This is a genomic window from Bacillus sp. 16GRE42 (genome assembly GCF_019837435.1).
Lineage (GTDB): Bacteria > Bacillota > Bacilli > Bacillales > Bacillaceae_G > Bacillus_A > Bacillus_A wiedmannii.
Map to the genome: position 1 here is coordinate 418615 of NZ_JADAXF010000004.1, position 25001 is coordinate 443615.

Below are 25001 nucleotides of genomic sequence, written 5' to 3' on the forward strand. Positions count from 1 at the left end.
ATAGCATACATATCTCCGTCAAAAATATGCAAATATGCATATAGAGTTTTTTATTTATCGATGTCAGAATATTGAAAAATAAAGAAGATAAAGATAAAATAAAGTCATTATCCGTCTTCTTTTGTCAGTCAGAGAGAATAGAAGAATAGGAGAGGAAAAAATGAAAAAATCTTTGAAACAAAAAATAGTAAGCTCTTTGCTTGCTGTATCACTCGCTGTTAGCTTAGCTCCAATTGGACAAGCCAAAGCTGATTCCACGTCAGAAATCACACAGACTTCACCTATCACAAAACAAGTTGATGCAAGCCGCGCCCTCGAACACATCCGTTTCTTATCCGAAACAATTGGTCCTCGCCCTGGTGGGACGAAATCAGAAGAATGGGCTTCTCGCTACGTTGGTATGCAGCTTAAATCAATGGGCTATGAAGTAGAATATCAACCATTTCAAGTGCCGGATCAATACGTTGGATTTATTGAATCACCATTATCCACAAAACGTAATTGGCAAGTCGGCGCTGCCCCTAACGCACTAATTTCTACAGAAGCTGTTACAGCTCCTCTTATCTTTGTTCAAGGTGGAACAAAATTAGAGGATATCCCAAATGAAGTAAACGGAAAAATTGTTCTGTTTGAAAGAGGAATAACAGTCGCAGACTATAATAAACAAGTTGAAAATGCTGTTAGCAAAGGCGCAAAAGGTGTCCTTTTATACAGTTTAATTGGCGGACGTGGAAATTATGGACAAACCTTCAATCCCCGCCTAACGAAAAAGCAGTCTATCCCTGTCTTTGGTCTTGCTTATGCGCAAGGAAATGCATTTAAAGAGGAAATCACTAAAAAAGGGACCACTCTTCTTTCTCTAAAAGCGAGACATGAATCTAGCTTAACATCACTTAATGTCATCGCTAAAAAGAAACCAAAAAACAGCACAGGTAATGAAAAAGCTGTCGTTGTAAGTTCGCACTATGATAGTGTCGTTGGAGCACCTGGAGCAAACGATAATGCTTCTGGTACAGGGTTAGTATTAGAACTGGCTCGTGCTTTTCAAAATGTAGAAACTGATAAAGAAATTCGTTTTATTGCTTTCGGTTCTGAAGAGACTGGCTTACTTGGCTCCGATTATTACGTTAATAGTCTATCCCAAAAAGAACGCGATCGAATTTTAGGTGTCTTTAACGCAGACATGGTTGCAACAAATTACGATAAAGCAAAGAATTTATATGCTATGACCCCTAACGGTTCTCCAAACCTTGTAACAGACGCAGCCTTACAAGCAGGTAAACAATTAAATAATGACCTCATACTACAAGGTAAATTCGGCTCTAGTGATCACGTACCATTTGCTGAAGTTGGTATTCCTGCCGCCCTATTTATTTGGATGGGTGTCGATAGTTGGAATCCATTAATCTATCATATTGAGAAGGTATACCATACGCCTCAAGATAATGTGTTAGAAAACATTTCGCCTGAACGTATGAAAATGGCATTAGAAGTTATCGGGACAGGAGTTTATAATACACTTCAAAAATCTGTTGCTCAAACTGAACAGAAAGCTGCTTAATCATTTAAAAGACCACTGATTTTTATCAGTGGTCTTTTATTGAGAAAATATATATATGCATAAAAGCATATTTCCTCCTGCTCATTATCCTATACAATATTAAGTGTAACAAAAATGATTACAACTAATAAGGAGGCCTTTTCTACTATGAAAAAAATGATTTTAGCCAGTGCTTTAACTTTAGCAGGAATTACTGGCGCTACCGCTTTTATTCCTGAAACAAAAGTCGCTGCTGCCACTCAAGAACAAAGCTTTACAAAATTTTATTCTTTGCAAACTGGAAGTAGTTCTGAACAAGAACCTATTTTCCTTCAAAAAGGACAGGAACTAACAATTCAACCTAACAGTAAAACTCCTAGTTACAGTGTTTATGACTCAAGTCATAACCTTATTGGACGCTATTCTGATGGTTACGGCCGAATTTTCACTGCAAAAACAGATGGAAATATGCATGTTCAATTTCATGCACCTTTCGTTTACTATAGTCCTGTTAGCTTTTCCGTTACGTATACAATCCAATAAAGTGAAACTTTAATCAGTGGGGGTTTTCTTCATCCACCACTGATTATTAGTTGAACCAATCGGACTTTTATGGGCAGTTGATCCCCCACCTAAATTCTTTGCTTTCGCTGAATTTTGAGGTGGGGGTCTTACTGCCCATTAAAGCGGGATAAAATAAAGGGCCTTTCTCAAGGCCCTTTATTTTATTTCCCAATTCACTTTTACAAAACCATCTTTCACCATTAAACCACTTATATTAAATACATACTTTTCATTTACTTTTAATGTAGCTTTGAAAGTACCTTTTTTCGATTCACAGATCTCTTTTAATTCTCTTATACCTTCTCCTTGCCTTTCATACAAGCTAAAACATAAACTCCCACGTTTTGCATCTGTCTCATAAGAAAATGTTACTTCTGTATCTTTTGCATACTCAAGTTCAATATCTTTCCCAGCGATATCCCATGATGAAAATTTTGCCTCGTAACTGGTCTCCCCTTTCTTCTCATTTTCTAAATATATATCACCAGCTCTCCACATATCATCTAACGTTTGAACGAAAGCAAAGCTGCTCAGTAATACAAACATCGCACTTGCAAATATGACAACTAATGTTATCTTTTGTTTTTTCATAGCCTTCATCGTATGTTGTCCTTCTATTTTCTTGGTACTTCTTCTTATCATATATAACAAAACTCCAATAAAAAATGGCAATACAATCGCTATAACACTCCACCACTTACTTATTCCACGCGTTTTCGCATCTGTATACACCCATGATGCTACACATACTAAAAGTGCTATAAAAGTCAAAAGCATTGTAATCCCAGCTATCTCAAATACTACAAATGGATTAGCGAACTCTATCATGTAATTTATACTCCTTCTTTAAAAATGACTGTATGACAACATATATAGGAACGTATAGATGCATCATAATCACACTTGCTATCAACATAGGGACTTTATGATTCAAATGAGTGACAAACTGCTCCATAACAACTGTTAATAAAATAATCCAAATAGCATGAATACAAATAACCCATCTCTTCTCTAATTTTCGAGCATTTCGTACGCTCTGTTTCGTATTATTTATCAGCTCTTCGCTTGGAATCATGTCTTCAGCTAAGCTGCTCCTTATCTTCTGATCAAACTTATCTTCTGTCATAAACGAACCCCTCCAAATGTTCCCGCATTTGCTTCTTCGCATAATTAAGGCGGTATTTCACCGTACCAATCGGTATATTTAATATTTCGCTCATTTCTTTATAAGAGTATTGTTCATAATAGTAGAGTACGAGCACGGTTTTATATTTTTCATTCAATAGCTGTATAACTTCCCGTATCATTTCCACTTCCACTTTTTGAATAAATTCTTCTGATATATTCACTTCATCTGCGAAATCTATTTCTCTCCCATCCTCTTTATGAAATAAATCCAATATGCGATCTTTCCACCTTTTCTTCTTACGATAAAAGTCATAAAATGTACGAACACAAATTGTAGTAATCCATTTTTTATAATTTTCCACACAAGAAAGTTGGTGCCTAGAGGAAAAAACTTTTATCCAAGTCTCTTGAAAAATATCTTCTGCATCTTCTTTCGTTTTCGCTAATTTATAGCATAAGGAATATATTTGCTGCTTATATATATCAATTAATTCTTCTACCTTTTCTTCCATCTTAAACCTCCTGTCATTTATATAAGACGACGCAATTTCTCCCTTTGTTTGATAAAATTTTATTTTTTTATTATCTCCATACAAAAAGGCAATCACAACATCGTGTGATTGCCTTTTACTGAAAACGAAAAATCGGCTAGAATACTCGGTGGCTTCGCGCCTTCCTCCGAGGTAAAGTACGCCTCTCTGTCAGGAGCTCCATCCCCCTCCTATTCTGAACGAGTCGCTTCCGCTTTTCTTTATTACATTTTTTCTGGTGCAGATACTCCTACGATTGCTAATGCATTTTGAAGTGTAGTGCGTACTGCTTTCATTAACTCATAGCGAGCTTTACTTAATTCTAAGTTATCTTGGTTTAATACTTTTTCTGCATTGTAGAAGCTGTGTAATGCTGCTGCTAATTCAAATGCATAGCTTGTAATGCGGTGTGGCAGACGTTTTTGTGCTGCATCCGCAACTACAGCTGGGAATTCACCAAGTTTTTTCAGTAACTCTACTTCTTTCTCCGAAGTAACAAGCTTGTAATTCACGTCTCCGCCTGCAGCTAATCCTAACTCTTCACCTTGACGAAGGATACTGCATACGCGAGCATGAGCATACTGTGCATAGTATACTGGATTTTCATTAGATTTTGATACGGCTAAGTCCATATCAAAGTCTAAATGAGAATCACCGCTACGCATTGCGAAGAAGTAACGCATTGCGTCCACGCCTACTTCTTCCATAAGTTCACGAAGTGTAACTGCTTTACCTGTACGCTTACTCATCTTCATTTTTTCACCATTTTGGTACAGTTGTACCATTTGGATGATTTCTACTTCAAGTGTTTCTTTATCGTAACCAAGTGCTTGAATAGCAGCTTTCATACGAGGAATGTAACCGTGGTGATCAGCACCCCAAATGTTGATTAACTTATCGAAACCACGCTCTAATTTATCACGGTGGTAAGCGATATCTGGCGTTAAGTATGTGTAAGAACCGTCGTTTTTAATTAATACACGGTTTTTGTCGTCACCGTAAGTCATAGAACGGAACCAAGTTGCACCGCCTTCTTCAAAGATCTCGTCACGCTCTTTTAATACTGCAAGTGCAGCATCGATTTTTCCGTTTTTATATAATGATGTTTCTGAGAACCATACATCGAATTTAACACGGAAGCTTTCTAAGTCTTTTTGAAGTTTTGCTAACTCATATTTTAAACCGTATGAACGATAGAACTCATAGCTTTCTTCAGCATCAGCTTTTGCATAACGATCGCCAAACTCTTCAGCTAAACGCTTACCGATTCCAATGATGTCCGCACCATGGTATCCGTCTTCTGGCATTTCTTTCTCTAGGCCTAAAGCTTGCATGTAACGAGCTTCAACAGAAAGAGCTAAGTTATGAATTTGGTTACCAGCGTCATTAATGTAGTATTCACGAGATACATCGTATCCTGCTTTTGCTAATACGTTACATAAAGTGTCACCTACTGCCGCACCACGTGCATGTCCTAAGTGAAGGTCACCTGTTGGATTTGCAGATACGAACTCAATTTGTACTTTTTCACCTTTACCAGTATTCGTTTCACCGTAAGCTTCGCCAGCGTTAACGATTGTTGGGATTAAGTCTGTTAAATAGCTATTATCCATGTAGAAGTTAATGAAACCAGGTCCTGCGATTTCAATTTTTTCAATAGAAGCTTTTGCTTTATCGAAGTTTGCAACTAATTCTTCTGCAATCATACGAGGTGCTTTTTTCGCAACACGTGCAAGTTGCATTGCCATATTCGTAGAGAAGTCACCATTTGTTTTATCTTTTGGAGATTCTAATACAACGTTTGGAATCTGTTCTTCTGTCGCTAATTCTGCCTTTAATACAGCAGCTTGAATTTCTTCTTTAATTAATCCTTTTACTTGTTCTAAAGAATTCATTATTTTGCCTCCTTCAAATTAAGTGTAATTGTATATCTGCCAGCTTCTTGTTCACTTAGAAGCAATGCGTACGTTAAGAAGAGTTGTCCTTTTTTCTTTTCATCCGACCATTTAAAAAGAACGTTATCAGTTTTCGTTTGCAATGCAAACGTACCAAGTTCACTCGTATACGTACCAGTTGTCCATTCACCTTTCACATGCGTTTGACGCATTGAAACAGCACCTGAACGCATAATGAGAACTTGTTCACCTTGAATTTTAATAATTGTTTTCACTTCGCCCTGTTCGTTCGGCTCTTGGAATGTTACATATGTACCTTGACCTTTTACATAGTATTGACCATTTGCTTCAAAAGCAACGGTTTCCTTCCTCGCCCCTTCACGGATTTCTGTTACGAAATGAACGTGTACCGGCAAGCCTGCAAGTTGTTTCTCCACGTCTTGCACACCTTTCAAATGTTATAGATATTAAATACTACTTATAATAAATCACTTTTCCTATCATATCAAAAAAAACCTCTGTCTGTCTGCTGAAAAATCAGGAAAACTCTATTTCAAAAAATAATTCACTTCCACTTTATTTCATATGATAAAATGTTTTTTAAATCTAAATATTCTTTCATTTAAAGAGGTGAGTTATGTGCTACCGACAAAATTGAAAAAAGGTGATGAAATTAGAGTTATTTCACCCTCTTGTAGTTTAAGTATTGTCTCAAATACGAACCAAGAGCTTGCAATAAAAAGATTAACCGACATGGGCTTTCAAGTTACATTCTCAACATATGCTGATGAGATCGATCGATTTGCTTCCTCTTCTATTTCTTCACGTGTTCAAGATCTTCATGATGCATTTAGAGACCCTAATGTAAAAGCCGTTTTGACGACACTTGGCGGATATAACTCTAATGGTTTATTGAAACATCTCGATTATGACTTAATTCGAGAAAACCCGAAGTTTTTCTGTGGCTATTCTGATATTACCGCTTTAAATAATGCAATTTACACAAAAACAGGACTTGTTACATATTCAGGCCCCCATTTCTCTTCATTTGGAATGGAGAAAGGTCTCGAATATACGACTGATTATTTTTTAAAATGCTTAACTTCTAATGAACCTATTGAAGTCCTGCCATCTGAAACATGGAGCGATGATTCTTGGTACATCGATCAAGAAAATCGAGAATTTATTAAAAATGAAGGTTATGTTTCGATTCATGAAGGCGAAGCAACTGGAGAGATTATCGGTGGTAATATGAGCACATTGAATTTACTACAAGGTACACCATATATGCCAAACTTACAGGATAAAATATTATTTCTTGAGGAGGATAGTTTAACTGGAAAAGCTACCCTTAACACTTTTGATCGTTATTTACATTCTCTTATGCAGCAACCTAACTTTGAACATATAAAAGGCATCGTCATAGGAAAGATGCAAAAAGGTGCACAATGTACGATAGAAGACATTCAAGAAATGATCGCTTCAAAACCTGAACTTGCACATACCCCTATCATTGCAAACGCAAGTTTCGGGCATACAACCCCGATTTTCACTTTCCCAATTGGTGGACGTGCAAAAATCATTTCTAACAAAGAAAAGACATCGATCACCATTTTAACGCAACATAAAAGGAGCGAATGAGTCGCTCCTTTTATGGTTTTTCTATTTTCTCCAATGCTTTTTGCGGAATTGATTCTTTTGAGATTTCAGCCCATCCTTTTCCTTGCGTACCTTTTGCATAAATTTTTATAAATTCCCCCGTATGCAATTCACGGTTCATCATTCTTTTCACAACTTGTAACTTTCCGTCTTCTGTATACCCTTTAAATGTATACAAGTATTCACCGGCTTTTTTCTCACCTTTATCTATAACCGCATAATAATCTTGTATTTCTTTATTTGAAAAGAAGTTGTCTACAAAAGCATGTACACCTTCTGTTTTTGTGTTTAAATAATATGCTGTTCCCCCTAAAATAATGGCGAACACAGCTAAAACTTTAATTACCAATTTCATAAATGCGCCTCCTGTTTGCACTTCTTTCTCACTAACCTTATGTCTATACATGTATTATACGAAAAACAACATACTATACTCTATCGAAACGCCTTACACTTTCCTTACATTATTGTAAGAGTTTTTCCCTTTATAGCAAATTCCCATCAAAAAAATTTTCCGTTTACCAAACTTTTATATTATTATTGAATGATACGAATTTTTATTACAAAAATCAAAGGAGACAGTTTTCAAATGGCTATCTTGCAAGGTTTAGCACTATTACTTGTTGTACTTTGTCTATTTACACTTTTTAGTTACCGTGCTCCTTACGGCATGAAAGCAATGGGTGCTTTAGCTAATGCAGCAATCGCAAGTTTTCTTATTGAAGCATTTCACCGTTATATCGGTGGAGAAATGTTTCATAATGACTTTTTACAATCAGTAGGAGAAGCTTCTGGTAGTATGAGCGGTGTCGCAGCGGCAATTTTAGTCGCATTAGCAATCGGTGTTTCACCCGTATATGCTGTTTTAATCGGTATCGCTACTAGTGGATTCGGTATTTTACCAGGATTTTTCGCTGGATACATTTGCGCTTTCGTCGTGAAATTTCTCGAAAAGAAATTACCGGCTGGTGTAGAATTCTTAGCAATTTTATTTATTGCTGCACCAATCTCGCGCGGCATGGCCATGCTTATGGATCCGCTCGTGAACGCAACACTCGGTAAAATCGGTTCTATGATTTCAGTTGCAACTACAGAAAGTCCTATCATTATGGGTATTATGCTTGGTGGATTAATAACAGTTATTTCTACCTCTCCATTAAGTTCTATGGCACTAACTGCAATGCTTGGATTAACAGGTTTACCAATGGCAATTGGTAGTCTTGCCGTAGCAGCCTCAGCCCCAATGAACTTTATTTTCTTTAAACGACTAAAGATTTGTTCAAAGAAAGATACAATTGCTGTAGCAATCGAGCCTTTAACACAAGCCGATGTTGTTTCAGCAAATCCAATTCCAATTTATGCGACAAACTTCGTTGGCGGTGCGCTTGCTGGTATTATTACATCTCTGTTCCAGCTCGTTAATAATGCGCCAGGAACAGCATCACCAATCCCAGGACTTCTTGTCTTATTCGGATTTAATGACGTTGTAAAAGTAACAATTGCTGCTGTATTATGTGGAATCGTTACCACTATTGTTGGATACATCGGATCAATCGTATTCCGCAAATATCCAATTCGTTCTGCTGATGAAATTCGCGGCATTACTTCGGAAGAGAAGGTTGCATAAGAAAAAGAGCTATTCTCATCGTTTGAGAATAGCTCTTTTTTTATCCAGTTACGCCTCCTAGACCCTTGCGTCTAAGAACCTTATTCACCGGATCTAAACAGTCGGCTTCACTTTTACTTCACCCAACCGAGCAGCATTTCCCGCACGAATTTGCTTGCTGCGACTGGTGTTTGATCACTATGGTCGTAGACAGGAGCTACTTCTACTAAGTCTGCTCCAACTACATTTATATTTGAATTTGCAATTGCCACGATGGAATCTAATAATTCTTTAGATGTGATACCTCCAGCTTCTAACGTTCCTGTTCCTGGAGCGTGAGCTGGGTCTAATACGTCAATGTCGATTGTGACATAAACTGGGCGTCCTGCAAGTTTCGGTAATACTTCTTTTAACGGTTCTAATACGTCAAATTTATATAAGTTCATACCTACTTCTTTTGCCCATTCGAATTCTTCCTTCATTCCAGAACGAATACCGAAAGAATATACGTTTTCCGGACCAATTAAATCGCACACTTTACGAATAGGTGTAGAGTGCGATAAAGGCTCCCCTTCATACGATTCACGTAAATCAGTATGAGCATCCATATGGATGATTGCTAAATCCGGATATTTTTTTGCCATTGCCTTAAAAATTGGCCAAGACACTAAGTGCTCACCGCCGAGACCTAGTGGAAACTTATCGGCATCTAAAAGTTTTGATACATACTCTTCAATCATGTCTATGCTACGCTGTGGATTTCCAAATGGTAATGGAATATCACCCGCATCAAAATATTTTACCTCTTCTAGTTCACGATCTAAATATGGGCTATATTCTTCAAGACCAATTGATACTTCACGAATACGTGCAGGGCCAAAACGAGAACCTGGACGGTAGCTTACTGTCCAATCCATTGGCATCCCGTAAATAACTGCCTCTGACTCTTCAAAACTTGGATGACTTTTAATAAATACTTTACCTGAATAAGCTTCATCAAAACGCATACTCTTTTCCTCCTTATGTGGAACTTAAGGTATCCCAACCTTTCATTATTTCTCAAATTTGGAGCGAGCTGCTCCTCTTTCTCGATTTACCGGTGTCTTCTTTTTTAACAATAAGAAGACGATTTTCTTTACAGGAGTGTAAGTAGCTAGCATGTTCAAGTCTTCTGGACAAACACCTTAAATGAGCTACCTACACTTTATTTGTTCAAACTCGATTTCTTACTTAATTAAATCGCCAACAAATTTCGGTAATGCGAATGCTGCATTGTGTAATTCTTTTGTGTAGTATTTCGTTTCGATTTCGTGGAAACGCTCTTCACTTACTTCTAGTGGATCATGTTGTTTAGATCCGATTGTGAATGTCCAAAGTCCACTTGGGTAAGTTGGAATGTTCGCTGTGTATAAACGAGTAATTGGGAAGATTTCTTTTACGTCTTTAAACACAGTTGTAATTAGTTCTGGTGTGAACCAAGGGTTGTCCGTTTGTGCAACGAAAATACCATCTTCTTTTAACGCTTTTGAAATTCCAGCGTAGAAGCCTTTTGTAAATAGGTTTACTGCTGGTCCTACTGGCTCAGTAGAATCTACCATAATTACGTCATATTCATTTTCGCTTTCTGCGATGTGTAGGAAACCGTCTCCTACTTTTACTTCTACACGCTCATTATCTAATGCACCTGCAATTGATGGTAAGTATTGTTTAGAGTACTCAATTACTTTTCCATCGATTTCAACAAGAGTTGCTTTCTTTACGCTTGGGTGTTTTAACACTTCACGAATAACACCACCATCGCCACCACCTACAACTAATACGTTTTCAGGGTTTGGATGTGTAAATAAAGGTACGTGCGCTACCATTTCATGATAAACGAACTCATCTTTTTCTGTTGTCATAACCATGCCATCTAAAATAAGCATGTTTCCGAACTCTTCCGTTTCAACCATATCAAGTTTTTGGAATTCTGTTTGCTCCGTATGTAATGTGCGGTTAATACGCGCCGTAATCCCAAAATGTTTTGTTTGTTTTTCAGTGAACCATAGTTCCATCGTACAATCACGCCTTTCAATGCAAATTTATAATAGGGACATCATTAATGTCCCCTAACAAAAATAAAACAAAACATCCAAAAAGTATAGTTAAAAGTACAAAAATACCGAAAATATATTTTAGTCAGAGGGTTCTAACATATATACGAAAAGGGATTGCCCTGTAATAGGAAAGAAAACCCTTTCTTAAGAAAGGGCTTTTCTCTCTACTTCTACCGGTTTTCGAACCGGAATTAAAATCATTACACAACCGACTAACACAACAATTCCACCGACTAAAAACGGACTTTGTGGTGAAACAGTGTGGCCGATGATTCCTGATAAGATTGGAGCAATTGCGCCACCCAACCAACGAACGAAGTTATAAACACCTGATGTAACAGATCTTTCATAAGGTGAAATATCCATTACATAACTTGTAAATAATGCATTATTTAATCCAGATGCTAATCCTGATAGAACAATTAATACAATTTGTAACCACATAACTTTCACGAAGAATAGCGCGATTAAGAAAAGCGCAAATACGAGTAAACTGCCTTTCAACAATGCTTTCGGCTCATATTTACCTTCCAGCTTATGAGCTAAAATTGCTGAACCGTAAGCTAACGCTAATCCCCATCCGCAAAATACAAACCCTAATTGAATAGCAGATAAATGCATAATAAGTGGTGAATATGCCAATACAACGAAAAATCCGTAGTAGTATAACATTCCTGAAATCGCACCTTGCATAAACGGTTTATATTTCACTAGGTTAAGTAATTCTCCTACGCCTGCCGCTTTACGCTTCACTTTTCGCTCCGGTTCTTTTACAAAAAAGAAAACTAAAATAAATGCTAAGAAAATTAAAATACTCGTCGCAAAAAATGGGTAACGCCAAGAATGTCCACCTAATATACCGCCTAATAACGGTCCGCCTGCCATCCCTAAACCGATAGCTGCTTCATATAACCCTACCGCTTCATGAACTTCTTTACTTAATGCAATCAATAATGTCATCGCCGTTGCAAAGAACATCGCATTTCCTAATCCCCATCCAGCGCGGAAAAGAGATAATTGAGCAATCGTTTGCGATATACCGCATATAAACGCAAATACAGTCACGATCGCAAGACCGATCGTCATCATTCGTTTATCACCAAATCTCGATGCGAATATTCCAGCTGGTAACATCATAATTGCCATCGTTAAAATATATGCTGTAAATAACATCTCTACTTGCCAATGCGATGCACCAATTTGCTCAGCGATGCTTGGCAAGATTGGATCGACTACCCCTATACCCGAAAAGGCAAGAAAGGTAGCCACCACTGTAATCAATCTCCCTAGTTTTTGTTTGCTCTCCATTTTGATTACTCTCCTTTTGTATTCTCTAAAAATGTCGCTGCGCGATGTAAACTATCCTCGAGTTCCGCCTTTACGCGCTGCATTTGCTCCATTTTCTCGTCTAGCGTTTGCACTTGTTTTTCAAGCATCTCTTTAATTTCTTGAATCACTTCGCGGTCACGAGGGTTCTCACTATTTCTTCTTTGCTCCATTCGTTCTTTTAACGATAAGAAATGTTGCATTTCTTGAAGCGTAATTCCTAACACTTCTTTCGCTTCCACAATTCTTTTAATTCTGGCGATATCCTCTTCTGTATACAGGCGAATGTTCCCCTCACTACGTTCAGGGGGATGAATTAAACCAATTTCCTCATAATAACGAAGTGTACGTTTTGTTAAACCAACTTGCTTTGTGACTTCATCAATTTTATACATGTTTATTCCTCCCTTCACTCAATTATTACATTTTACGTTAACGTTAACTTTTGTGCAACTGTTAGACTTTTGTAAATGTTTTTCCCATTCAATTGTATTTTTCCAAAAGCAGTTTCATAATGAAAGAAAAGAAACGATAAGGAGATTTCCCTATGAATAAACCACTTATTTTCGCCCACCGCGGGGTAAAAGGAACACATCCTGAAAATACGATGATTGCTTTCCAAGAAGCCGAACGCATTGGAGCCCATGGCATCGAGCTTGATGTCCACCTATCAAAAGATGGTGAACTTGTCGTGATTCACGATGAAACAGTAGATCGCACAACAAATGGTATCGGTCTTGTTTCTGAAAAAACGGTAGCGGAATTACAAGCTTTAGATGCTGGCAGCCATAAAGACCCTTCTTTCCATGAAGCAAAAATCCCAACGTTACGCGAAGTATTCATTTGGCTATCTACAACAAAGTTACAGCTCAACATTGAGTTAAAAACAGATGTCATTCACTATCCAACTATTGAAGAAAAAGCTATCGCTCTCGTTCGTGAATATCATCTATCTAATCAAATTGTATTCTCATCATTTAACCACGACTCTATTTCATTATTAGCAGAAATAGCTCCTGAAATCCCAAGAGCAATTTTATATGACACACCACTTGCTGATCCGATTGCTGAAGCAAAAAATAGAAACGCAACTGGTTTACACCCAAACTTTCAATTATTAACAAAAGAATTTGTCCAATTTGCACAAAATCAAGGGTACGCTTTCCGCCCTTATACAATTAACGAATACAAAGATTTACAAATTATGATTGACTATGGCGTAGATGTTATTATTACCGATTGGCCAGCACGTGCCTTTGAGCTCCTTTCTTAATTGAAGGAGCTTTTTGTTTTCGAAATTTCATTGTTTAAAATAACCGAAAACCCTCAATACTAATACAATAATGTTTGTATTAGTATTGAGGGGCTGAAAAAGATGGATCAAACTATGAATCCGAAACTTAAAAAATATAAACGTCTTTTCTTCACCGTAATGTTTTCTTCTGTTCTTTTTTTCGTTTTTTCCTTTTTTGTTATTATTATAGTTGCAAAAATTATGGGACCTCCTCCTGTTGCTGTCCCGCAAACGAGTGTCTTTTACGCTAATGATGACACTGTTATCGGACAAAATAATGAAATGCAAAAACGTTACAATGTATCTCTCAATGAAATCTCTCCTTATGTAAAAGAGGCGACACTATCTATAGAAGATCAACGATTCTACAAACATCATGGCTTTGATATGAAACGTATTGCTGGTGCTATTGTTGCCGATTTAAAAGCGATGGCAAAAGTCCAAGGTGCTAGTACGATTACACAACAGTATGCTCGTAACCTATACTTAGATCATGATAAAACGTGGAAACGTAAACTATTAGAAGCGATGTACACAATCCGCCTTGAAGTGAACTATAATAAAAATCATATTTTAGAAGGATATTTAAATACAATTTATTACGGACATGGTGCTTATGGTATCGAAGCTGCGTCCCGTCTATATTTCGATAAAACAGCAAAAGAATTAACATTAGCGGAAGCTAGTATGCTCGCAGGCATTCCGAAAGGACCTAGTGTCTACTCTCCCTTTTTAAAAGAGGATCGTGCGAAAGGACGACAATCTCTCATATTAGACGAAATGGTAGAACAAGGTTATATTACGAAGCAACAAGCAATATCAGCAAAAAAAGAGCCACTAAATTTTGCCTCATTAGATACAAAAAAAGTGGCAGAGATTGCACCTTATTTTCAAGATGCTGTACAAGCTTCTCTTCTTCGTGATATCGGATTAGATGAACAAGCCTTACAAAAGGGTGGCCTGCGTATTTATACAACACTAGACCCTAAATTACAATCTGTTGCAGAGCAAGCTGTAAAAGATCACATACCTGACACAACAAACATACAAACCGCACTCGTCTCTATGAATCCAAAAACAGGTGAAGTGGCTGCCCTTGTGGGAGGAACCGATTATAATAAGAGTCAATTTAACAGGGCTACACAAGCCGTTCGTCAGCCTGGTTCTACATTTAAGCCATTTCTATACTATGCGGCACTAGAACGAGGATTCACCCCTGCTACGCGCTTAAAAAGCGAATATACGGTATTTACTTTAGGCGACGGTGTTTCAAAGTATAAACCAAAAAACTATAAAGATTATTATGCAGATGATTTCGTAACGATGGCACAAGCTCTCGCAGTTTCTGATAACATATATGCTGTGAAAACGAATTTGTTTTTAGGTGAAGATATCCTTACAAAAACAGCGAAACAATTCGGAATTACGAGCGCATTAAAAGATGTTCCATCTCTTGCTCTTGGCACATCTCCTGTAAAACCAATTGAAATGGCGAATGCTTATAGCATGTTCGCAAACGGTGGAAAAGAAGTAAAACCGATGTTTATTCGCCGCATTATGGACCAGGAAGGAAACATGTTATACGATGCTCATCTGGAGAGTAAACAAGTTCTCGATAAAAGCAAAGCGTTTGTGATGGAAGAAATGATGACGGGCATGTTTAATAAAAAACTGAGCAGCTATGCTGCTGTAACTGGTCAATCGATGTTATCTAAACTATCAAGAACATATGCCGGAAAATCCGGTTCTACTGAAACAGATAGTTGGATGATTGGATTTACCCCGCAAATCGTAACGGGTGTATGGGTTGGATACGATCAACCTAAATCGATTTCAAACGTAGCAGAACAAGGATATGCAAAAAGAATATGGACCGATACGATGGAAAAAGGATTAGATGGACAGCCTAAAAAAGAGTTTAAACAACCAAGTGACGTCGTTGCAGTCGATATTAACCCTGAAAACGGAAAAATCGCTACAAAAAATTGTCCAATTTCAGTGAAAATGTATTTCGCAAAAGGTACAGAACCGACTGAATATTGTATGGATCATGTTGATGATAAAGAAGAATTTGAAAAGACAACTGAAGAAAAGAAAAAAACAAGTTGGTGGAAAAAATATCTTCCTTGGTAAAAAAAATAGCTGACGGGCATCCGTCAGCTATTTTTTATTCACTTAATAATGCACGGCGCAATTCTTCACTAGATTCGTTCCAAATCGCTTCATTATGTTCTTTCAAGAACGTACCAAGTACTTTTTTAGATACTTCATCCATATGGTCAACCATAATGTAACGCTTCATTGATTTATCCATTTTGTTTACGTGCTCTGGAAGTGATTTATATCCGCGGCGAATTTCACGGTCAACTGTCATTTCACAAGCTGTTACACCTGCATAATAAGCACCTGTCGCCGTTCTTTCAATCGTTACCCACACAAGCCAAAATGGTTTTCCGTTTGGAACTTCATCTTTATTTGTTAAAAACTTAATACCTTTTTCGACTGTACTACGTGCATGCATTGCACCGATATCGACAAATGCTGTTTTCTCTAGTACATCGACAAATACAGGTGAAATGTTTTCTAGACTTAATGCTCCAACACCAAAACCACCATGTCCATCTGTTGAATCATTTTTCACGATATTAAAACCGATTTTTTTCTTTTTCTCTGTCATATGAAAATTCCTCCTCACTTAATGATTATAAAAGGCCAAAAATAGGCGCAATGATACTGTCTAAAAATACAAATACATATGGAATGACAACATTAAAAATAGGTTGAATTGTATAATTGCTAAGCGGTGTAATAACAAGAATTAATAACGCTATTGCTCCATACTTTTCATACTGTGTCATTTTCGCACGAATATTTGTTGGTGCTAGATCTTCCACAACTCGATACCCATCAAGTGGCGGAATTGGCAATAAGTTAAATACAAGTAATACGATATTAAGCATAATAAAAATCCGGAAGAATTGAGCCAATGTATCTGCTACTGCAAATGGAATTGAGTCTAATACACCAAATGTTAATAGGCTATACCAAATAATTAAACCAATTGCACTTAAAATTAAGTTACTAATTGGGCCTGCAATTGAAACTAATATACCTGCAAGACGCGGCCTTTTAAAGTTATATGGGTTAACAGGAACAGGTCTTGCCCAACCAAAACCAAGAATTAATACAGCGATCATCCCAATAGGGTCTAAGTGCGCCATCGGTGATAATGTTAAACGGCCTTGCTTCTTTGCTGTATCGTCTCCAAATTTATATGCAACATATGCATGCGCAAATTCATGCACTGATAACGCAATAATAATGGCCATTGCTACCAACGGAATTTGTTGCAATGGGTATCTAAATAACTGATCCATGATTCATCTCCTCTTCAATCTGTCAAAAAAGAAAATATTTGTTTTTTCGATTGTTCTTCCCCATAATCCGCTATAATAAGAGTGTAACTTACATAAAAGGAGCGATTATATATGCCATACGTAACAGTGAAAATGCTAGAAGGACGCACAGAGGAACAAAAGAAAGCTCTTGCTGAGAAAGTAACAGCAGCAGTAAGCGAAACAACTGGTGCTCCTGAAGAAAACATCGTTGTTTTCATCGAAGAAATGTCTAAAAACCATTATGCAGTTGGCGGAAAACGCTTAAGCGACAAATAATTTCAAGTTCTTTCATAAGAAGCAGCTCTTAGCTGCTTCTTATTTTTTTCCTTCTAGTAACTCGATGATTCTCTCTTTATATTTTCCTTTTCTTCCATCTTCATAGATTAAATCATGCGGATAGAATAGTTTTTGATCCCTTCTCTTCTTACCAGTAATTGCCTCAACAATATCCGATTCACGCGAAAGCTCTCTAAGCTCTCCATTTGGCATAAGGAGTAAGATTGGCAGACGCTCTTCTTCTTCACCAGCACGGTAAAAGTCGTACGGCAAGTCTGATGTTGAATCAACTACTAAATAGTATTCTGGATCAAGTCCAATCTTTTTAAATAAGCTACTTAATTCCATCCAATTATCTAAACCGTGCTTATCTGTAAACTCTACATATTTAAATAGGTTTCGATTCATAAAACGACGGCATAAATCACTTAAAATTGGATCTTCTTCGTCTTGCCATACTTGGAAGTAATAATACATAACGTTCTCGTCTAACTTTAAATAATCCTCTACTGTTACTTCTTCTTCAAATAAAGAATAGAAATGAACCGGATGATTTTTAAATGTATAATACTTCTCATGCAATGATTTTGCACGGTGTAAAATCTTCGTTAAAATAACTTCGGCACTGCGCGTTACCGGATGGAAATATACTTGCCAATACATTTGATAACGACTCATAATATAATGCTCAACAGCATGCATACCACTATTTTTAATGACTACTTGATTTCCATATGGACGCATGACACGTAGTATACGTTCCATATCAAAGTTTCCATACTTTACGCCAGTGAAATACGCATCTCTTAATAAATAGTCCATACGATCTGCATCAATTTGACTGGAAATCATGCTAATCGCTAATTTATTAGTAGATGTTTTCGCGATTACATCGGCTACCTTTTGCGGAAAGTCTTTATCCACACGACTTAATATGCGATTAATTTCCGTATCTCCAACGATAATCTTTTGCGTAAATTTCTCATGATCTAATGAAAATACTTTTTCAAACGAGTGAGAAAATGGGCCGTGACCGACATCATGAAGTAATGACGCACATAAACATAACAATCTATCTTCAGCATTCCAGTTCGGTCTGCCATCAAACACATCATCAATCATACGACGAATAATTTCATATACACCTAACGAATGAGTAAAGCGACTATGCTCTGCACCGTGAAATGTAAAAAATGTCGTTCCAAGCTGCTTAATACGGCGCAAGCGTTGAAATTCTTTCGTTCCGATTAAATCCCAAATAACACGATCGCGTACGTGCACATATTTATGTACCGGGTCTTTAAACACTTTTGTTTCGCTGAGTTTGTCGTTTAAATATACCACCTTCCGACATCCCCCTTTCTTTACTGCATTCTTACTATATATTATAAACGAAATAGGAAACAGAAAGAAATGAAAGACTATATTAATTGCCCTTATATAAAGAAAAAATCACTTTTACCGAAGTAAAAGTGATTTCTGTTTATACATTATTTCCCTAAAACGAATTCAGCAACTTCATCTAAGATCATTTCTTTACCTAGAGGGAAGTAACCTTTGTTTACGTCTTCGTTTTTAATTGTAAATACGTGGTTGTTTTTAACAGCGTTCATATTTTTCCAAATTGATTCTTCTTGGAATTCTTTTAGACGCTGAGAACCGTCACCAGTTGTAAATACGAATAAGTAATCTGGGTTGTAATCGATTAAAGCTTCTTTTTGTACTTGTACTAGTGGTTTATCCGTTGGTGTACCTTTAACTGCTGGTAATTTTAAATCGTTAAAGATTACGCTACCGTAACCGTAGTCACCGTATACGCGGAAAGCATTTGGATATGCAGCCATTTTCATAAATTTAGCATCGCCAGTTTTCGCAACGATTTTATCATGTAATTTGCTTGCTTTTTCATCATACTGTTTGAACCATTCTTTTGTTTCTTTCTCTTTACCGAAGATTTGACCTACTTCTTCGAATTTTGGACGCCATTGATCTAATGGAGTTTTTAACATAACTGTTGGTGCAATTTTAGATAATTGATCATAAATCTTTTCTTGACGATTGTTTACAAGAATTAAGTCTGGTTTTGCAGCAGCTACTGCTTCGATGTTAATTTTATCGCCCCAAGCAGAACCAACTGGTTTTACGTCTTTTAATTTCTTTTCAATATGTGTATCAATTTTTTCTTGAGATGTATTAGCAGTAATAATTGGTTTCATACCAAAAATTAATAATTCTTCTGTTGAACCACTAAGGTCAGCAATTTTCTTTGGATTTGCAGGGATTTTAATTTCCCCTTTTGCGTGTTGTACAGTGCGCTCTTCAGTCTTCGCATCCTTCGCATCTGCTTTCTTCTCTTCTTCTTTGTTAGAACAAGCTGCAAATAGTACAGAAGTAACGACTAGTACCATTGCTAATAGTGCCATTTTAAAATTCTTCATGTTCCCACTCCTTCTAGCTGTATTTCTCTTATAAGTTACAATGAACTATAAGAAACGAGTATAACAATCAATCAATATATGTTTATTAACTGTTGTTAATAACCCATTCTAACGGGCGTTCAACTTCCCATTCATATATAAGAAGCTCAACGTCCATTAGAAGTCCCCCCTCTCTAGAGGGGGTTCTATTTATGCTTTTTTACGTAATTGATTATTAATCATCATTAGATCGTATGTTAAACAAATCGGTTTACAGTTTACTGGACATGGAACGATTTGAGCTTCAATCTCAAATACGTTACGAAGTGTTTCACTTGTCATCACTTCATCTGGCGTTCCTTGTTTCATTAACTTACCTGCTTTTAATGCAATCATATGATCTGAGAAACGAGAAGCATGGTTTAAGTCATGGATAACCATAACAATCGTTCTACCTTCTTCTTCATTTAACTTTTTCAATAAATTTAATACTTCTAATTGATGCGCCATATCTAAGTACGTTGTTGGTTCATCTAATACGAGTAATTCTGTTCCTTGTGCAAGGGCCATCGCAATCCATACACGTTGACGTTGCCCGCCTGATAACGCCTCCGCTGAACGATTTGCGAATTCTGTCATTCCAGTCACTTCAAGTGCCCAATGAATGTAACGATAATCCTCTTCTTTCAACGTTCCAAATCCTTTTTGATGAGGAAAACGTCCATATGAAACAAGTTCAAACACAGTAAGGCCAGTTGGCACTTCTGCAGTCTGTGGTAAAATCGCCATTTTCTTTGCGATTTCTTTCGTTGGTTGTTTCTCGATTGCTTTTCCGTCAAGATAAACAGTACCTTTTTTCGCCTTCAAAATACGAGAAGCCGTTTTTAATAATGTGGACTTCCCACAACCATTTGGTCCAATAATTGTTGTAATTTTCCCTTCCGGAATTTCAACTGTTAATCCATCAATAATTAACCCTTCATTATATCCAACAGATACCGCATCAACTGCTAAAGTTGCCATACAAAAAGCCTCCCTTTATTTTGTCCTCATAAGTAAGTATATGAAATATGGTGCACCAATTACAGAAATAACAAGACCGACCGGTATTTCTGAAGTTGTTAACACACTTCTTGAAATTACATCTGCGAATAAAAGTAACAACGTCCCTATTAGTGCAGCAGTAGGCAGCATAATTTGATGTTTACCACCAACAAGGCGCCTCGCTAAATGCGGAGCCATTAAACCGATAAAACCAATTCCTCCGGCAACAGCGACAGATGCGCCAGCTAAACACACTGCAATAAATAATAATTTACGTCTTTCTTTTTCTACATTTAAACCAAGACCAACAGCTGTCGAGTCGCCTAGGTTCATTACATTTAATATGTGCGCCTTACTAATAGCAAGTGGCAAGAAAATAACCATCCATGGAAGTACACTTAGCACGAACTTCCAATCTGTGCCCCACAGACTTCCTGCTAACCAAATCGTAGCAAAACGGAAATCGTTAGATGTCATCTTCATAGAAAAAATTAAACTAACAGCACCAAACCCGGCTGCAACAGCGATACCAACTAGTATTAATCTCGTTGATGAAACGCCGTCTTTCCATGCTAGTAAATAAATAATAACCGCCGCTAATATTGCACCAACTAACGCGAAGAATGGAAGGATAAATACAGATAAAAATGTACCAGTCCCAACTTTTCCGAAGAAAAAGTAGACGAATATAACAACTGTTAATCCCGCTCCAGCGTTAATACCGATAATACCTGGATCAGCAAGTGGATTTCGTGATAATCCTTGCAAAATCGCACCTGACATCGCTAAAGCAGATCCGACTAATATAGCAATAACCATACGCGGCATACGGAATTCAAATAAAATAACAGACTGATCTTCAGCCCCAAGTCCAACCAATGACTTTAATACGTCCATTGGCGGTATTTTAAATGTCCCTGTATTTAAACTTACTAAAAATACAGTAATGATTAATCCTACTAAGATTGTTAAAACAGAAACGTTCTTTTTTGTTAAGACACTTGTCCTCACATTTTCCCTCTCCCTTCGTTACGTGCTAAGTAGAGGAAGAATGGGACCCCAATTAGCGCTGTAATTGCTCCAATTGGCGTTTCAAACGGTGGATTAATAACGCGAGATAACATATCTGCACATTCAATTAACAGCCCACCTAAGACCGCAGAACATGGAATAACCCATCTATAGTCTGAGCCTACAAGGAAACGAGTCATATGCGGGATTACAAGACCAACAAATCCAACCGATCCTGCCATAGAAACCGCAGAACCTGTTAACACGAGAACAAGTACTGTTCCGATAAATTTAATTAATGTCGTATTTTGACCAAGTCCAATCGCAATTTCTTCACCGAAGCTTAAAATTGTAATATACCTCGACATCATAATTGCAATAAAGAGACAAACAAGGCCAATCGGTACTAACATATTAATACTTTCCCATTTCACTCCCGCAACTCCGCCTGCATTCCACATACTCACCTCTTGGGCAAGGTTGAAATATAGCGCAATTCCAGATGAAATGGCCCCTAATAAAGCACTAATTGCTGCACCGGCTAAAGCTAACTTCACAGGTGTTAATCCACCTGGTGAAGAAGACCCAATTCCATATACAATGCTCGCTCCAAACGCAGCTCCAATAAAAGATGCGATAACGAACATTAAATAAGGTGAATTAGGGAAGAATGCATACATAATTGCAATTCCAAATACAGCTCCATCTGTAATTCCCATTAACGATGGTGAAGCAAGTGGATTTCGCGTCATACCTTGCATAATTGCCCCTGATACCGCTAAAAAGGCACCTGCAACTACGCCCCCTATTGCTCTAGGCATGCGAAGTTCTTGAATTACGTTATGATGCGTAATAGAACCGTCAAACTGAAACACAGCTTGCCATACAGTCTTTAAACTAATATCTGCAGCACCAAACGAAATAGAAACTGCCATGCTTAAAGCTAACAAAACTGTACCTGCTACTAAAATAATAGAAGCAACGAGCGGTCTGCTCTTAATCTCTTTAACATTCACATCTTGATGTTCTATACTCCTTGCGCTCGCTTCCATACCTCAACCATCCTAACCAACAACATATATTTAATAAAATGAAATTTATTCTCAAATAGTAATAAAAAAATTAGGTTAATTGATCTTTTCCTGATAATGATTCTCAGAATCAGACACTTTCTATTCTACCTATCGCTTCAAAAGACTGTCAACCATTATTTTGAAATACAAATTTATATAAATTGAAATTTGAATGAACAGATGATGCCTCTCCTTCATTGAATGTTAATCTACTCAATTGTATTTTCGTAGAATAACTCATTCCTCTTATGGGCATAAAAAAGAAGAGTAATCTATTCACTCTTCTTTTTCTTACTTATTTAACTTTGCTTCAATTTTTATAATTAATTCATCTTCTGTTGGAGCCGCGACTGGACGATTATTTACAAATGCGAATGATTTTTTACGGCCAGGGCCACAGTAAGACTGACACGCAACTTCAATCGTTGCACATGAATCTACTTTTTTTAACTTTGGAATCAACGTTTTAACGTTCGTTGCCTGACAATCATCACACACACGAAATTCGTTCCCCATTATATAACACTTCCTCTATTTTAAACTTTTCTCAAGTACATTTAAAAATAAACACTAAATGGTATTTTACCGCTCTTTGAAGCTCGTTGCAAGTTTCCCTATAAAGCTCTTTCTTCATATTAATGCTACATATTTATATGTTCTCCTACAGAAGCTTACGTCATTCTTGGCAAAATTTATACCTTTCATTGAAATCTACCATATTTTTAAAAGCTTTGTATAAAAGCTCATTTTTTTGCCCATTATAAAAATAGGAAGTTCATAAAAAGAAAGGGAGTTGAATCTATGAAAGTAAGACAAGATGCTTGGACGGATGAGGATGATTTATTACTTGCTGAAACTGTACTTCGTCACGTTCGAGAAGGAAGTACTCAATTAAATGCATTTGAAGAAGTGGGTGATCAATTAAATCGTACATCGGCTGCCTGTGGTTTCCGTTGGAATGCTGTTGTTCGCTATAGTTATGAACAAGCTCTTCAACTAGCAAAAAAACATCGTAAAGATAAAATGCGCGCTGCAAGCGGTGAACAAGCGAAAAAACGTTTACTTTATACACCACCAGCTTCAGATTCGATAACTGATTACGAAGAATTCGTACAAGAAGAATCAATTGTACAATATAAAGAAGTTATTCCATATCAAGAATCTACTGTTCCTGCTGCAAAAAGCTCTATGACCATGCAAGATGTTATTTATTTTTTACAAACAGTCGGATCTTCAAATATAAAAGTAACAGCTCTTGAAAACGAGAATACGAGATTGAAGCAAGAAATTAAAGCGCAAATCTTGCGAAATGAAGAACTAGAAAAGAAACTAGAAAAATTAGAACAACAATCTCATACTGTACAAGAGGATTACGAAACACTTATGAATATTATGAACCGTGCTCGTAAATTAGCAGTAATGGATGATGAGGAACGCTCACAAACATCTTTCCGAATGGATCGAAATGGTAATTTAGAAAAGATTGCAGAATAAAAAGGATGCATGCAATGCATCCTTTTTTATTATTTCACTTCCACCATATGCACTTCTTCTACGTTAGAACCTTTCTTTATATCTGGGAAAATCTTTTCCTTTGGATTCTCTTTAAAAGCTGCTAATCCAATCGTTTTTACCGGTTCATTTATCTTTGTATATTCGGCATCACTAACAACTGCATACATATCCGCATATTTACGAGCATCACCGATTACTATATTACCCTCATACTTCATTTTCTTTCCATCAATTACTACATCATTTTGTGTATCTTTAGCAAACACTATTCCCACTTCACCTGAAACAGACGGCAATACTTTAATAGGTTCTACATCTTCTTTCACTACTTTTTTCAGCATGTTTTCTTTTACCATCTTTTCAGCTGTTGTTTTATTCATAATTAAAACCTTTTTCTCATTAACAGTTCCTAATTTTACTTCAAATGTATTTTGGGATTCAATTTTATCTTTATATTGATCCATTGTTTTTTGAACGCCTGCTTCATCTCCGTACATAACAACTCCTGTTGCTTGTGGTGCGATTATATCCATAATAGAACAACCGCTAAATACAGCAGCGGACATAATTGCTACGATTCCTAATTTAACTTTTTTCATTTGTATTCCTCCTAAAAGCATAATTGCATC

General features: G+C 36.9%; 27 protein-coding genes. 8 read left to right on the top strand and 19 right to left on the bottom strand.

Annotated features, from left to right (window positions below; all coding sequences use genetic code 11):
- Positions 1-160 precede the first annotated feature (160 nt).
- Together ILS93_RS22570 and ILS93_RS22575 are read left to right on the top strand one after the other, a co-directional pair.
- Positions 161-1561, top strand: coding sequence for a M28 family metallopeptidase (locus ILS93_RS22570; protein WP_222661299.1), 1401 nt, complete (start codon positions 161-163; stop codon positions 1559-1561).
- A gap of 147 nt (positions 1562-1708) precedes the next feature.
- Complete coding sequence (locus ILS93_RS22575) at positions 1709-2083, top strand: hypothetical protein (RefSeq protein WP_222661301.1); 375 nt, start codon at positions 1709-1711, stop codon at positions 2081-2083.
- Between the two features lie 177 nt (positions 2084-2260).
- Here ILS93_RS22575 and ILS93_RS22580 read toward each other — a convergent pair whose 3' ends face one another.
- The 5 genes from ILS93_RS22580 to ILS93_RS22600 form a co-directional block, all read right to left on the bottom strand.
- The gene (locus ILS93_RS22580) at positions 2261-2932 is read right to left on the bottom strand and encodes an ABA4-like family protein (protein WP_222661303.1); all 672 of its coding nucleotides are present in this window, start codon (positions 2930-2932) and stop codon (positions 2261-2263) included.
- A complete protein-coding gene (locus ILS93_RS22585) occupies positions 2916-3230 on the bottom strand; it encodes an anti-sigma factor (RefSeq protein WP_179194461.1) in 315 nt (104 codons plus the stop codon). The genes ILS93_RS22580 and ILS93_RS22585 overlap by 17 nt, the downstream gene beginning before the upstream one ends.
- A complete protein-coding gene (locus ILS93_RS22590; RefSeq protein ID WP_222661306.1) occupies positions 3217-3744 on the bottom strand; it encodes an RNA polymerase sigma factor in 528 nt (175 codons plus the stop codon). Before ILS93_RS22590 ends, ILS93_RS22585 begins: the two co-directional genes overlap by 14 nt.
- A gap of 242 nt (positions 3745-3986) precedes the next feature.
- Positions 3987-5657, bottom strand: coding sequence for an arginine--tRNA ligase (gene argS, locus ILS93_RS22595; protein ID WP_001086442.1), 1671 nt, complete (start codon positions 5655-5657; stop codon positions 3987-3989).
- Positions 5657-6094: a YwiB family protein gene (locus tag ILS93_RS22600; protein ID WP_000414871.1), complete on the bottom strand. Its 438-nt coding sequence runs from the start codon at positions 6092-6094 to the stop codon at positions 5657-5659. The genes argS and ILS93_RS22600 overlap by 1 nt, the downstream gene beginning before the upstream one ends.
- Positions 6095-6242: 148 nt before the next feature.
- On the opposite strand from ILS93_RS22600, the gene ILS93_RS22605 reads away from it, so the two are divergent.
- On the top strand, positions 6243-7298 hold the full coding sequence (locus tag ILS93_RS22605; RefSeq protein ID WP_222661308.1) for a S66 family peptidase: 1056 nt from the start codon (positions 6243-6245) through the stop codon (positions 7296-7298).
- A gap of 10 nt (positions 7299-7308) precedes the next feature.
- On the opposite strand, the gene ILS93_RS22610 is transcribed toward ILS93_RS22605, so the two are convergent.
- Positions 7309-7671: a YxeA family protein gene (locus ILS93_RS22610; RefSeq protein WP_064476078.1), complete on the bottom strand. Its 363-nt coding sequence runs from the start codon at positions 7669-7671 to the stop codon at positions 7309-7311.
- Between the two features lie 234 nt (positions 7672-7905).
- Between ILS93_RS22610 and ILS93_RS22615 the strand changes: the two genes are divergently transcribed.
- Positions 7906-8943: a PTS sugar transporter subunit IIC gene (locus ILS93_RS22615; RefSeq protein ID WP_064476077.1), complete on the top strand. Its 1038-nt coding sequence runs from the start codon at positions 7906-7908 to the stop codon at positions 8941-8943.
- A gap of 113 nt (positions 8944-9056) precedes the next feature.
- On the opposite strand, the gene speB is transcribed toward ILS93_RS22615, so the two are convergent.
- The 4 genes from speB to ILS93_RS22635 form a co-directional block, all read right to left on the bottom strand.
- Positions 9057-9929: an agmatinase gene (speB, locus tag ILS93_RS22620; RefSeq protein WP_001209823.1), complete on the bottom strand. Its 873-nt coding sequence runs from the start codon at positions 9927-9929 to the stop codon at positions 9057-9059.
- Between the two features lie 219 nt (positions 9930-10148).
- Complete coding sequence (gene speE / locus ILS93_RS22625) at positions 10149-10976, bottom strand: polyamine aminopropyltransferase (RefSeq protein WP_064476076.1); 828 nt, start codon at positions 10974-10976, stop codon at positions 10149-10151.
- 186 nt (positions 10977-11162) lie between these two features.
- Positions 11163-12326, bottom strand: coding sequence for an MFS transporter (locus ILS93_RS22630; protein ID WP_048560437.1), 1164 nt, complete (start codon positions 12324-12326; stop codon positions 11163-11165).
- A 5-nt stretch (positions 12327-12331) separates the two neighbouring features.
- Positions 12332-12739, bottom strand: a complete 408-nt coding sequence (locus ILS93_RS22635; protein WP_222661311.1) for a MerR family transcriptional regulator — start codon at positions 12737-12739, stop codon at positions 12332-12334.
- Between the two features lie 152 nt (positions 12740-12891).
- Here ILS93_RS22635 and ILS93_RS22640 point away from each other — a divergent pair, with 152 nt between their 5' ends.
- Together ILS93_RS22640 and ILS93_RS22645 are read left to right on the top strand one after the other, a co-directional pair.
- On the top strand, positions 12892-13617 hold the full coding sequence (locus tag ILS93_RS22640; RefSeq protein ID WP_088047727.1) for a glycerophosphodiester phosphodiesterase: 726 nt from the start codon (positions 12892-12894) through the stop codon (positions 13615-13617).
- Positions 13618-13719: 102 nt separating this feature from the next.
- The gene (locus ILS93_RS22645) at positions 13720-15771 is read left to right on the top strand and encodes a transglycosylase domain-containing protein (protein ID WP_064476073.1); all 2052 of its coding nucleotides are present in this window, start codon (positions 13720-13722) and stop codon (positions 15769-15771) included.
- Between the two features lie 34 nt (positions 15772-15805).
- On the opposite strand, the gene ILS93_RS22650 is transcribed toward ILS93_RS22645, so the two are convergent.
- Both ILS93_RS22650 and ILS93_RS22655 read right to left on the bottom strand, forming a co-directional pair.
- Positions 15806-16315 (bottom strand): YwhD family protein, encoded by a 510-nt coding sequence (locus ILS93_RS22650; RefSeq protein ID WP_064476072.1) that lies wholly within the window; start codon positions 16313-16315, stop codon positions 15806-15808.
- Positions 16316-16340: 25 nt separating this feature from the next.
- Positions 16341-17015, bottom strand: a complete 675-nt coding sequence (locus ILS93_RS22655) for a site-2 protease family protein (RefSeq protein ID WP_000372469.1) — start codon at positions 17013-17015, stop codon at positions 16341-16343.
- A gap of 111 nt (positions 17016-17126) precedes the next feature.
- On the opposite strand from ILS93_RS22655, the gene ILS93_RS22660 reads away from it, so the two are divergent.
- A complete protein-coding gene (locus tag ILS93_RS22660) occupies positions 17127-17312 on the top strand; it encodes a 2-hydroxymuconate tautomerase (RefSeq protein WP_001147171.1) in 186 nt (61 codons plus the stop codon).
- Between the two features lie 39 nt (positions 17313-17351).
- Here the strand turns inward: ILS93_RS22660 and ILS93_RS22665 are convergent, their stop codons facing one another.
- The 6 genes from ILS93_RS22665 to ILS93_RS22690 form a co-directional block, all read right to left on the bottom strand.
- Positions 17352-18656, bottom strand: coding sequence for an HD domain-containing protein (locus ILS93_RS22665; protein ID WP_000262747.1), 1305 nt, complete (start codon positions 18654-18656; stop codon positions 17352-17354).
- A 146-nt stretch (positions 18657-18802) separates the two neighbouring features.
- Positions 18803-19750 carry an ABC transporter substrate-binding protein gene (locus tag ILS93_RS22670; protein WP_000787720.1) on the bottom strand — a complete coding sequence of 316 codons (948 nt, stop codon included), beginning with the start codon at positions 19748-19750 and terminating at the stop codon, positions 18803-18805.
- Between the two features lie 189 nt (positions 19751-19939).
- Entirely contained in the window at positions 19940-20752 is an 813-nt protein-coding gene (locus ILS93_RS22675) for an ABC transporter ATP-binding protein (protein ID WP_000212065.1), read from the bottom strand.
- Positions 20753-20767: 15 nt separating this feature from the next.
- A complete protein-coding gene (locus tag ILS93_RS22680; RefSeq protein ID WP_222661313.1) occupies positions 20768-21784 on the bottom strand; it encodes a FecCD family ABC transporter permease in 1017 nt (338 codons plus the stop codon).
- The gene (locus tag ILS93_RS22685) at positions 21781-22836 is read right to left on the bottom strand and encodes a FecCD family ABC transporter permease (protein ID WP_064476070.1); all 1056 of its coding nucleotides are present in this window, start codon (positions 22834-22836) and stop codon (positions 21781-21783) included. Before ILS93_RS22685 ends, ILS93_RS22680 begins: the two co-directional genes overlap by 4 nt.
- Before the next feature lie 312 nt (positions 22837-23148).
- On the bottom strand, positions 23149-23373 hold the full coding sequence (locus ILS93_RS22690) for a YuzB family protein (RefSeq protein WP_002089811.1): 225 nt from the start codon (positions 23371-23373) through the stop codon (positions 23149-23151).
- 285 nt (positions 23374-23658) lie between these two features.
- Between ILS93_RS22690 and ILS93_RS22695 the strand changes: the two genes are divergently transcribed.
- The gene (locus tag ILS93_RS22695; protein ID WP_064476069.1) at positions 23659-24351 is read left to right on the top strand and encodes an RsfA family transcriptional regulator; all 693 of its coding nucleotides are present in this window, start codon (positions 23659-23661) and stop codon (positions 24349-24351) included.
- Between the two features lie 29 nt (positions 24352-24380).
- Here ILS93_RS22695 and ILS93_RS22700 read toward each other — a convergent pair whose 3' ends face one another.
- The gene (locus ILS93_RS22700) at positions 24381-24971 is read right to left on the bottom strand and encodes a lipoprotein BA_5634 family protein (protein ID WP_064476068.1); all 591 of its coding nucleotides are present in this window, start codon (positions 24969-24971) and stop codon (positions 24381-24383) included.
- Positions 24972-25001: the final 30 nt, after the last annotated feature.

Bases quoted from the DNA above. Each gene is read 5' to 3' on its own strand.
- ILS93_RS22570 (WP_222661299.1), top strand. From the start codon at position 161: ATGAAAAAATCTTTGAAACAAAAAATAGTAAGCTCTTTGCTTGCTGTA.
- ILS93_RS22575 (WP_222661301.1), top strand. From the start codon at position 1,709: ATGAAAAAAATGATTTTAGCCAGTGCTTTAACTTTAGCAGGAATTACT.
- ILS93_RS22580 (WP_222661303.1), bottom strand. From the start codon at position 2,932: ATGATAGAGTTCGCTAATCCATTTGTAGTATTTGAGATAGCTGGGATT.
- ILS93_RS22585 (WP_179194461.1), bottom strand. From the start codon at position 3,230: ATGACAGAAGATAAGTTTGATCAGAAGATAAGGAGCAGCTTAGCTGAA.
- ILS93_RS22590 (WP_222661306.1), bottom strand. From the start codon at position 3,744: ATGGAAGAAAAGGTAGAAGAATTAATTGATATATATAAGCAGCAAATA.
- argS (WP_001086442.1), bottom strand. From the start codon at position 5,657: ATGAATTCTTTAGAACAAGTAAAAGGATTAATTAAAGAAGAAATTCAA.
- ILS93_RS22605 (WP_222661308.1), top strand. From the start codon at position 6,243: ATGATAAAATGTTTTTTAAATCTAAATATTCTTTCATTTAAAGAGGTG.
- ILS93_RS22610 (WP_064476078.1), bottom strand. From the start codon at position 7,671: ATGAAATTGGTAATTAAAGTTTTAGCTGTGTTCGCCATTATTTTAGGG.
- ILS93_RS22615 (WP_064476077.1), top strand. From the start codon at position 7,906: ATGGCTATCTTGCAAGGTTTAGCACTATTACTTGTTGTACTTTGTCTA.
- speB (WP_001209823.1), bottom strand. From the start codon at position 9,929: ATGCGTTTTGATGAAGCTTATTCAGGTAAAGTATTTATTAAAAGTCAT.
- speE (WP_064476076.1), bottom strand. From the start codon at position 10,976: ATGGAACTATGGTTCACTGAAAAACAAACAAAACATTTTGGGATTACG.
- ILS93_RS22630 (WP_048560437.1), bottom strand. From the start codon at position 12,326: ATGGAGAGCAAACAAAAACTAGGGAGATTGATTACAGTGGTGGCTACC.
- ILS93_RS22635 (WP_222661311.1), bottom strand. From the start codon at position 12,739: ATGTATAAAATTGATGAAGTCACAAAGCAAGTTGGTTTAACAAAACGT.
- ILS93_RS22640 (WP_088047727.1), top strand. From the start codon at position 12,892: ATGAATAAACCACTTATTTTCGCCCACCGCGGGGTAAAAGGAACACAT.
- ILS93_RS22645 (WP_064476073.1), top strand. From the start codon at position 13,720: ATGGATCAAACTATGAATCCGAAACTTAAAAAATATAAACGTCTTTTC.
- ILS93_RS22650 (WP_064476072.1), bottom strand. From the start codon at position 16,315: ATGACAGAGAAAAAGAAAAAAATCGGTTTTAATATCGTGAAAAATGAT.
- ILS93_RS22655 (WP_000372469.1), bottom strand. From the start codon at position 17,015: ATGGATCAGTTATTTAGATACCCATTGCAACAAATTCCGTTGGTAGCA.
- ILS93_RS22660 (WP_001147171.1), top strand. From the start codon at position 17,127: ATGCCATACGTAACAGTGAAAATGCTAGAAGGACGCACAGAGGAACAA.
- ILS93_RS22670 (WP_000787720.1), bottom strand. From the start codon at position 19,750: ATGAAGAATTTTAAAATGGCACTATTAGCAATGGTACTAGTCGTTACT.
- ILS93_RS22675 (WP_000212065.1), bottom strand. From the start codon at position 20,752: ATGGCAACTTTAGCAGTTGATGCGGTATCTGTTGGATATAATGAAGGG.
- ILS93_RS22685 (WP_064476070.1), bottom strand. From the start codon at position 22,836: ATGGAAGCGAGCGCAAGGAGTATAGAACATCAAGATGTGAATGTTAAA.
- ILS93_RS22690 (WP_002089811.1), bottom strand. From the start codon at position 23,373: ATGGGGAACGAATTTCGTGTGTGTGATGATTGTCAGGCAACGAACGTT.
- ILS93_RS22695 (WP_064476069.1), top strand. From the start codon at position 23,659: ATGAAAGTAAGACAAGATGCTTGGACGGATGAGGATGATTTATTACTT.
- ILS93_RS22700 (WP_064476068.1), bottom strand. From the start codon at position 24,971: ATGAAAAAAGTTAAATTAGGAATCGTAGCAATTATGTCCGCTGCTGTA.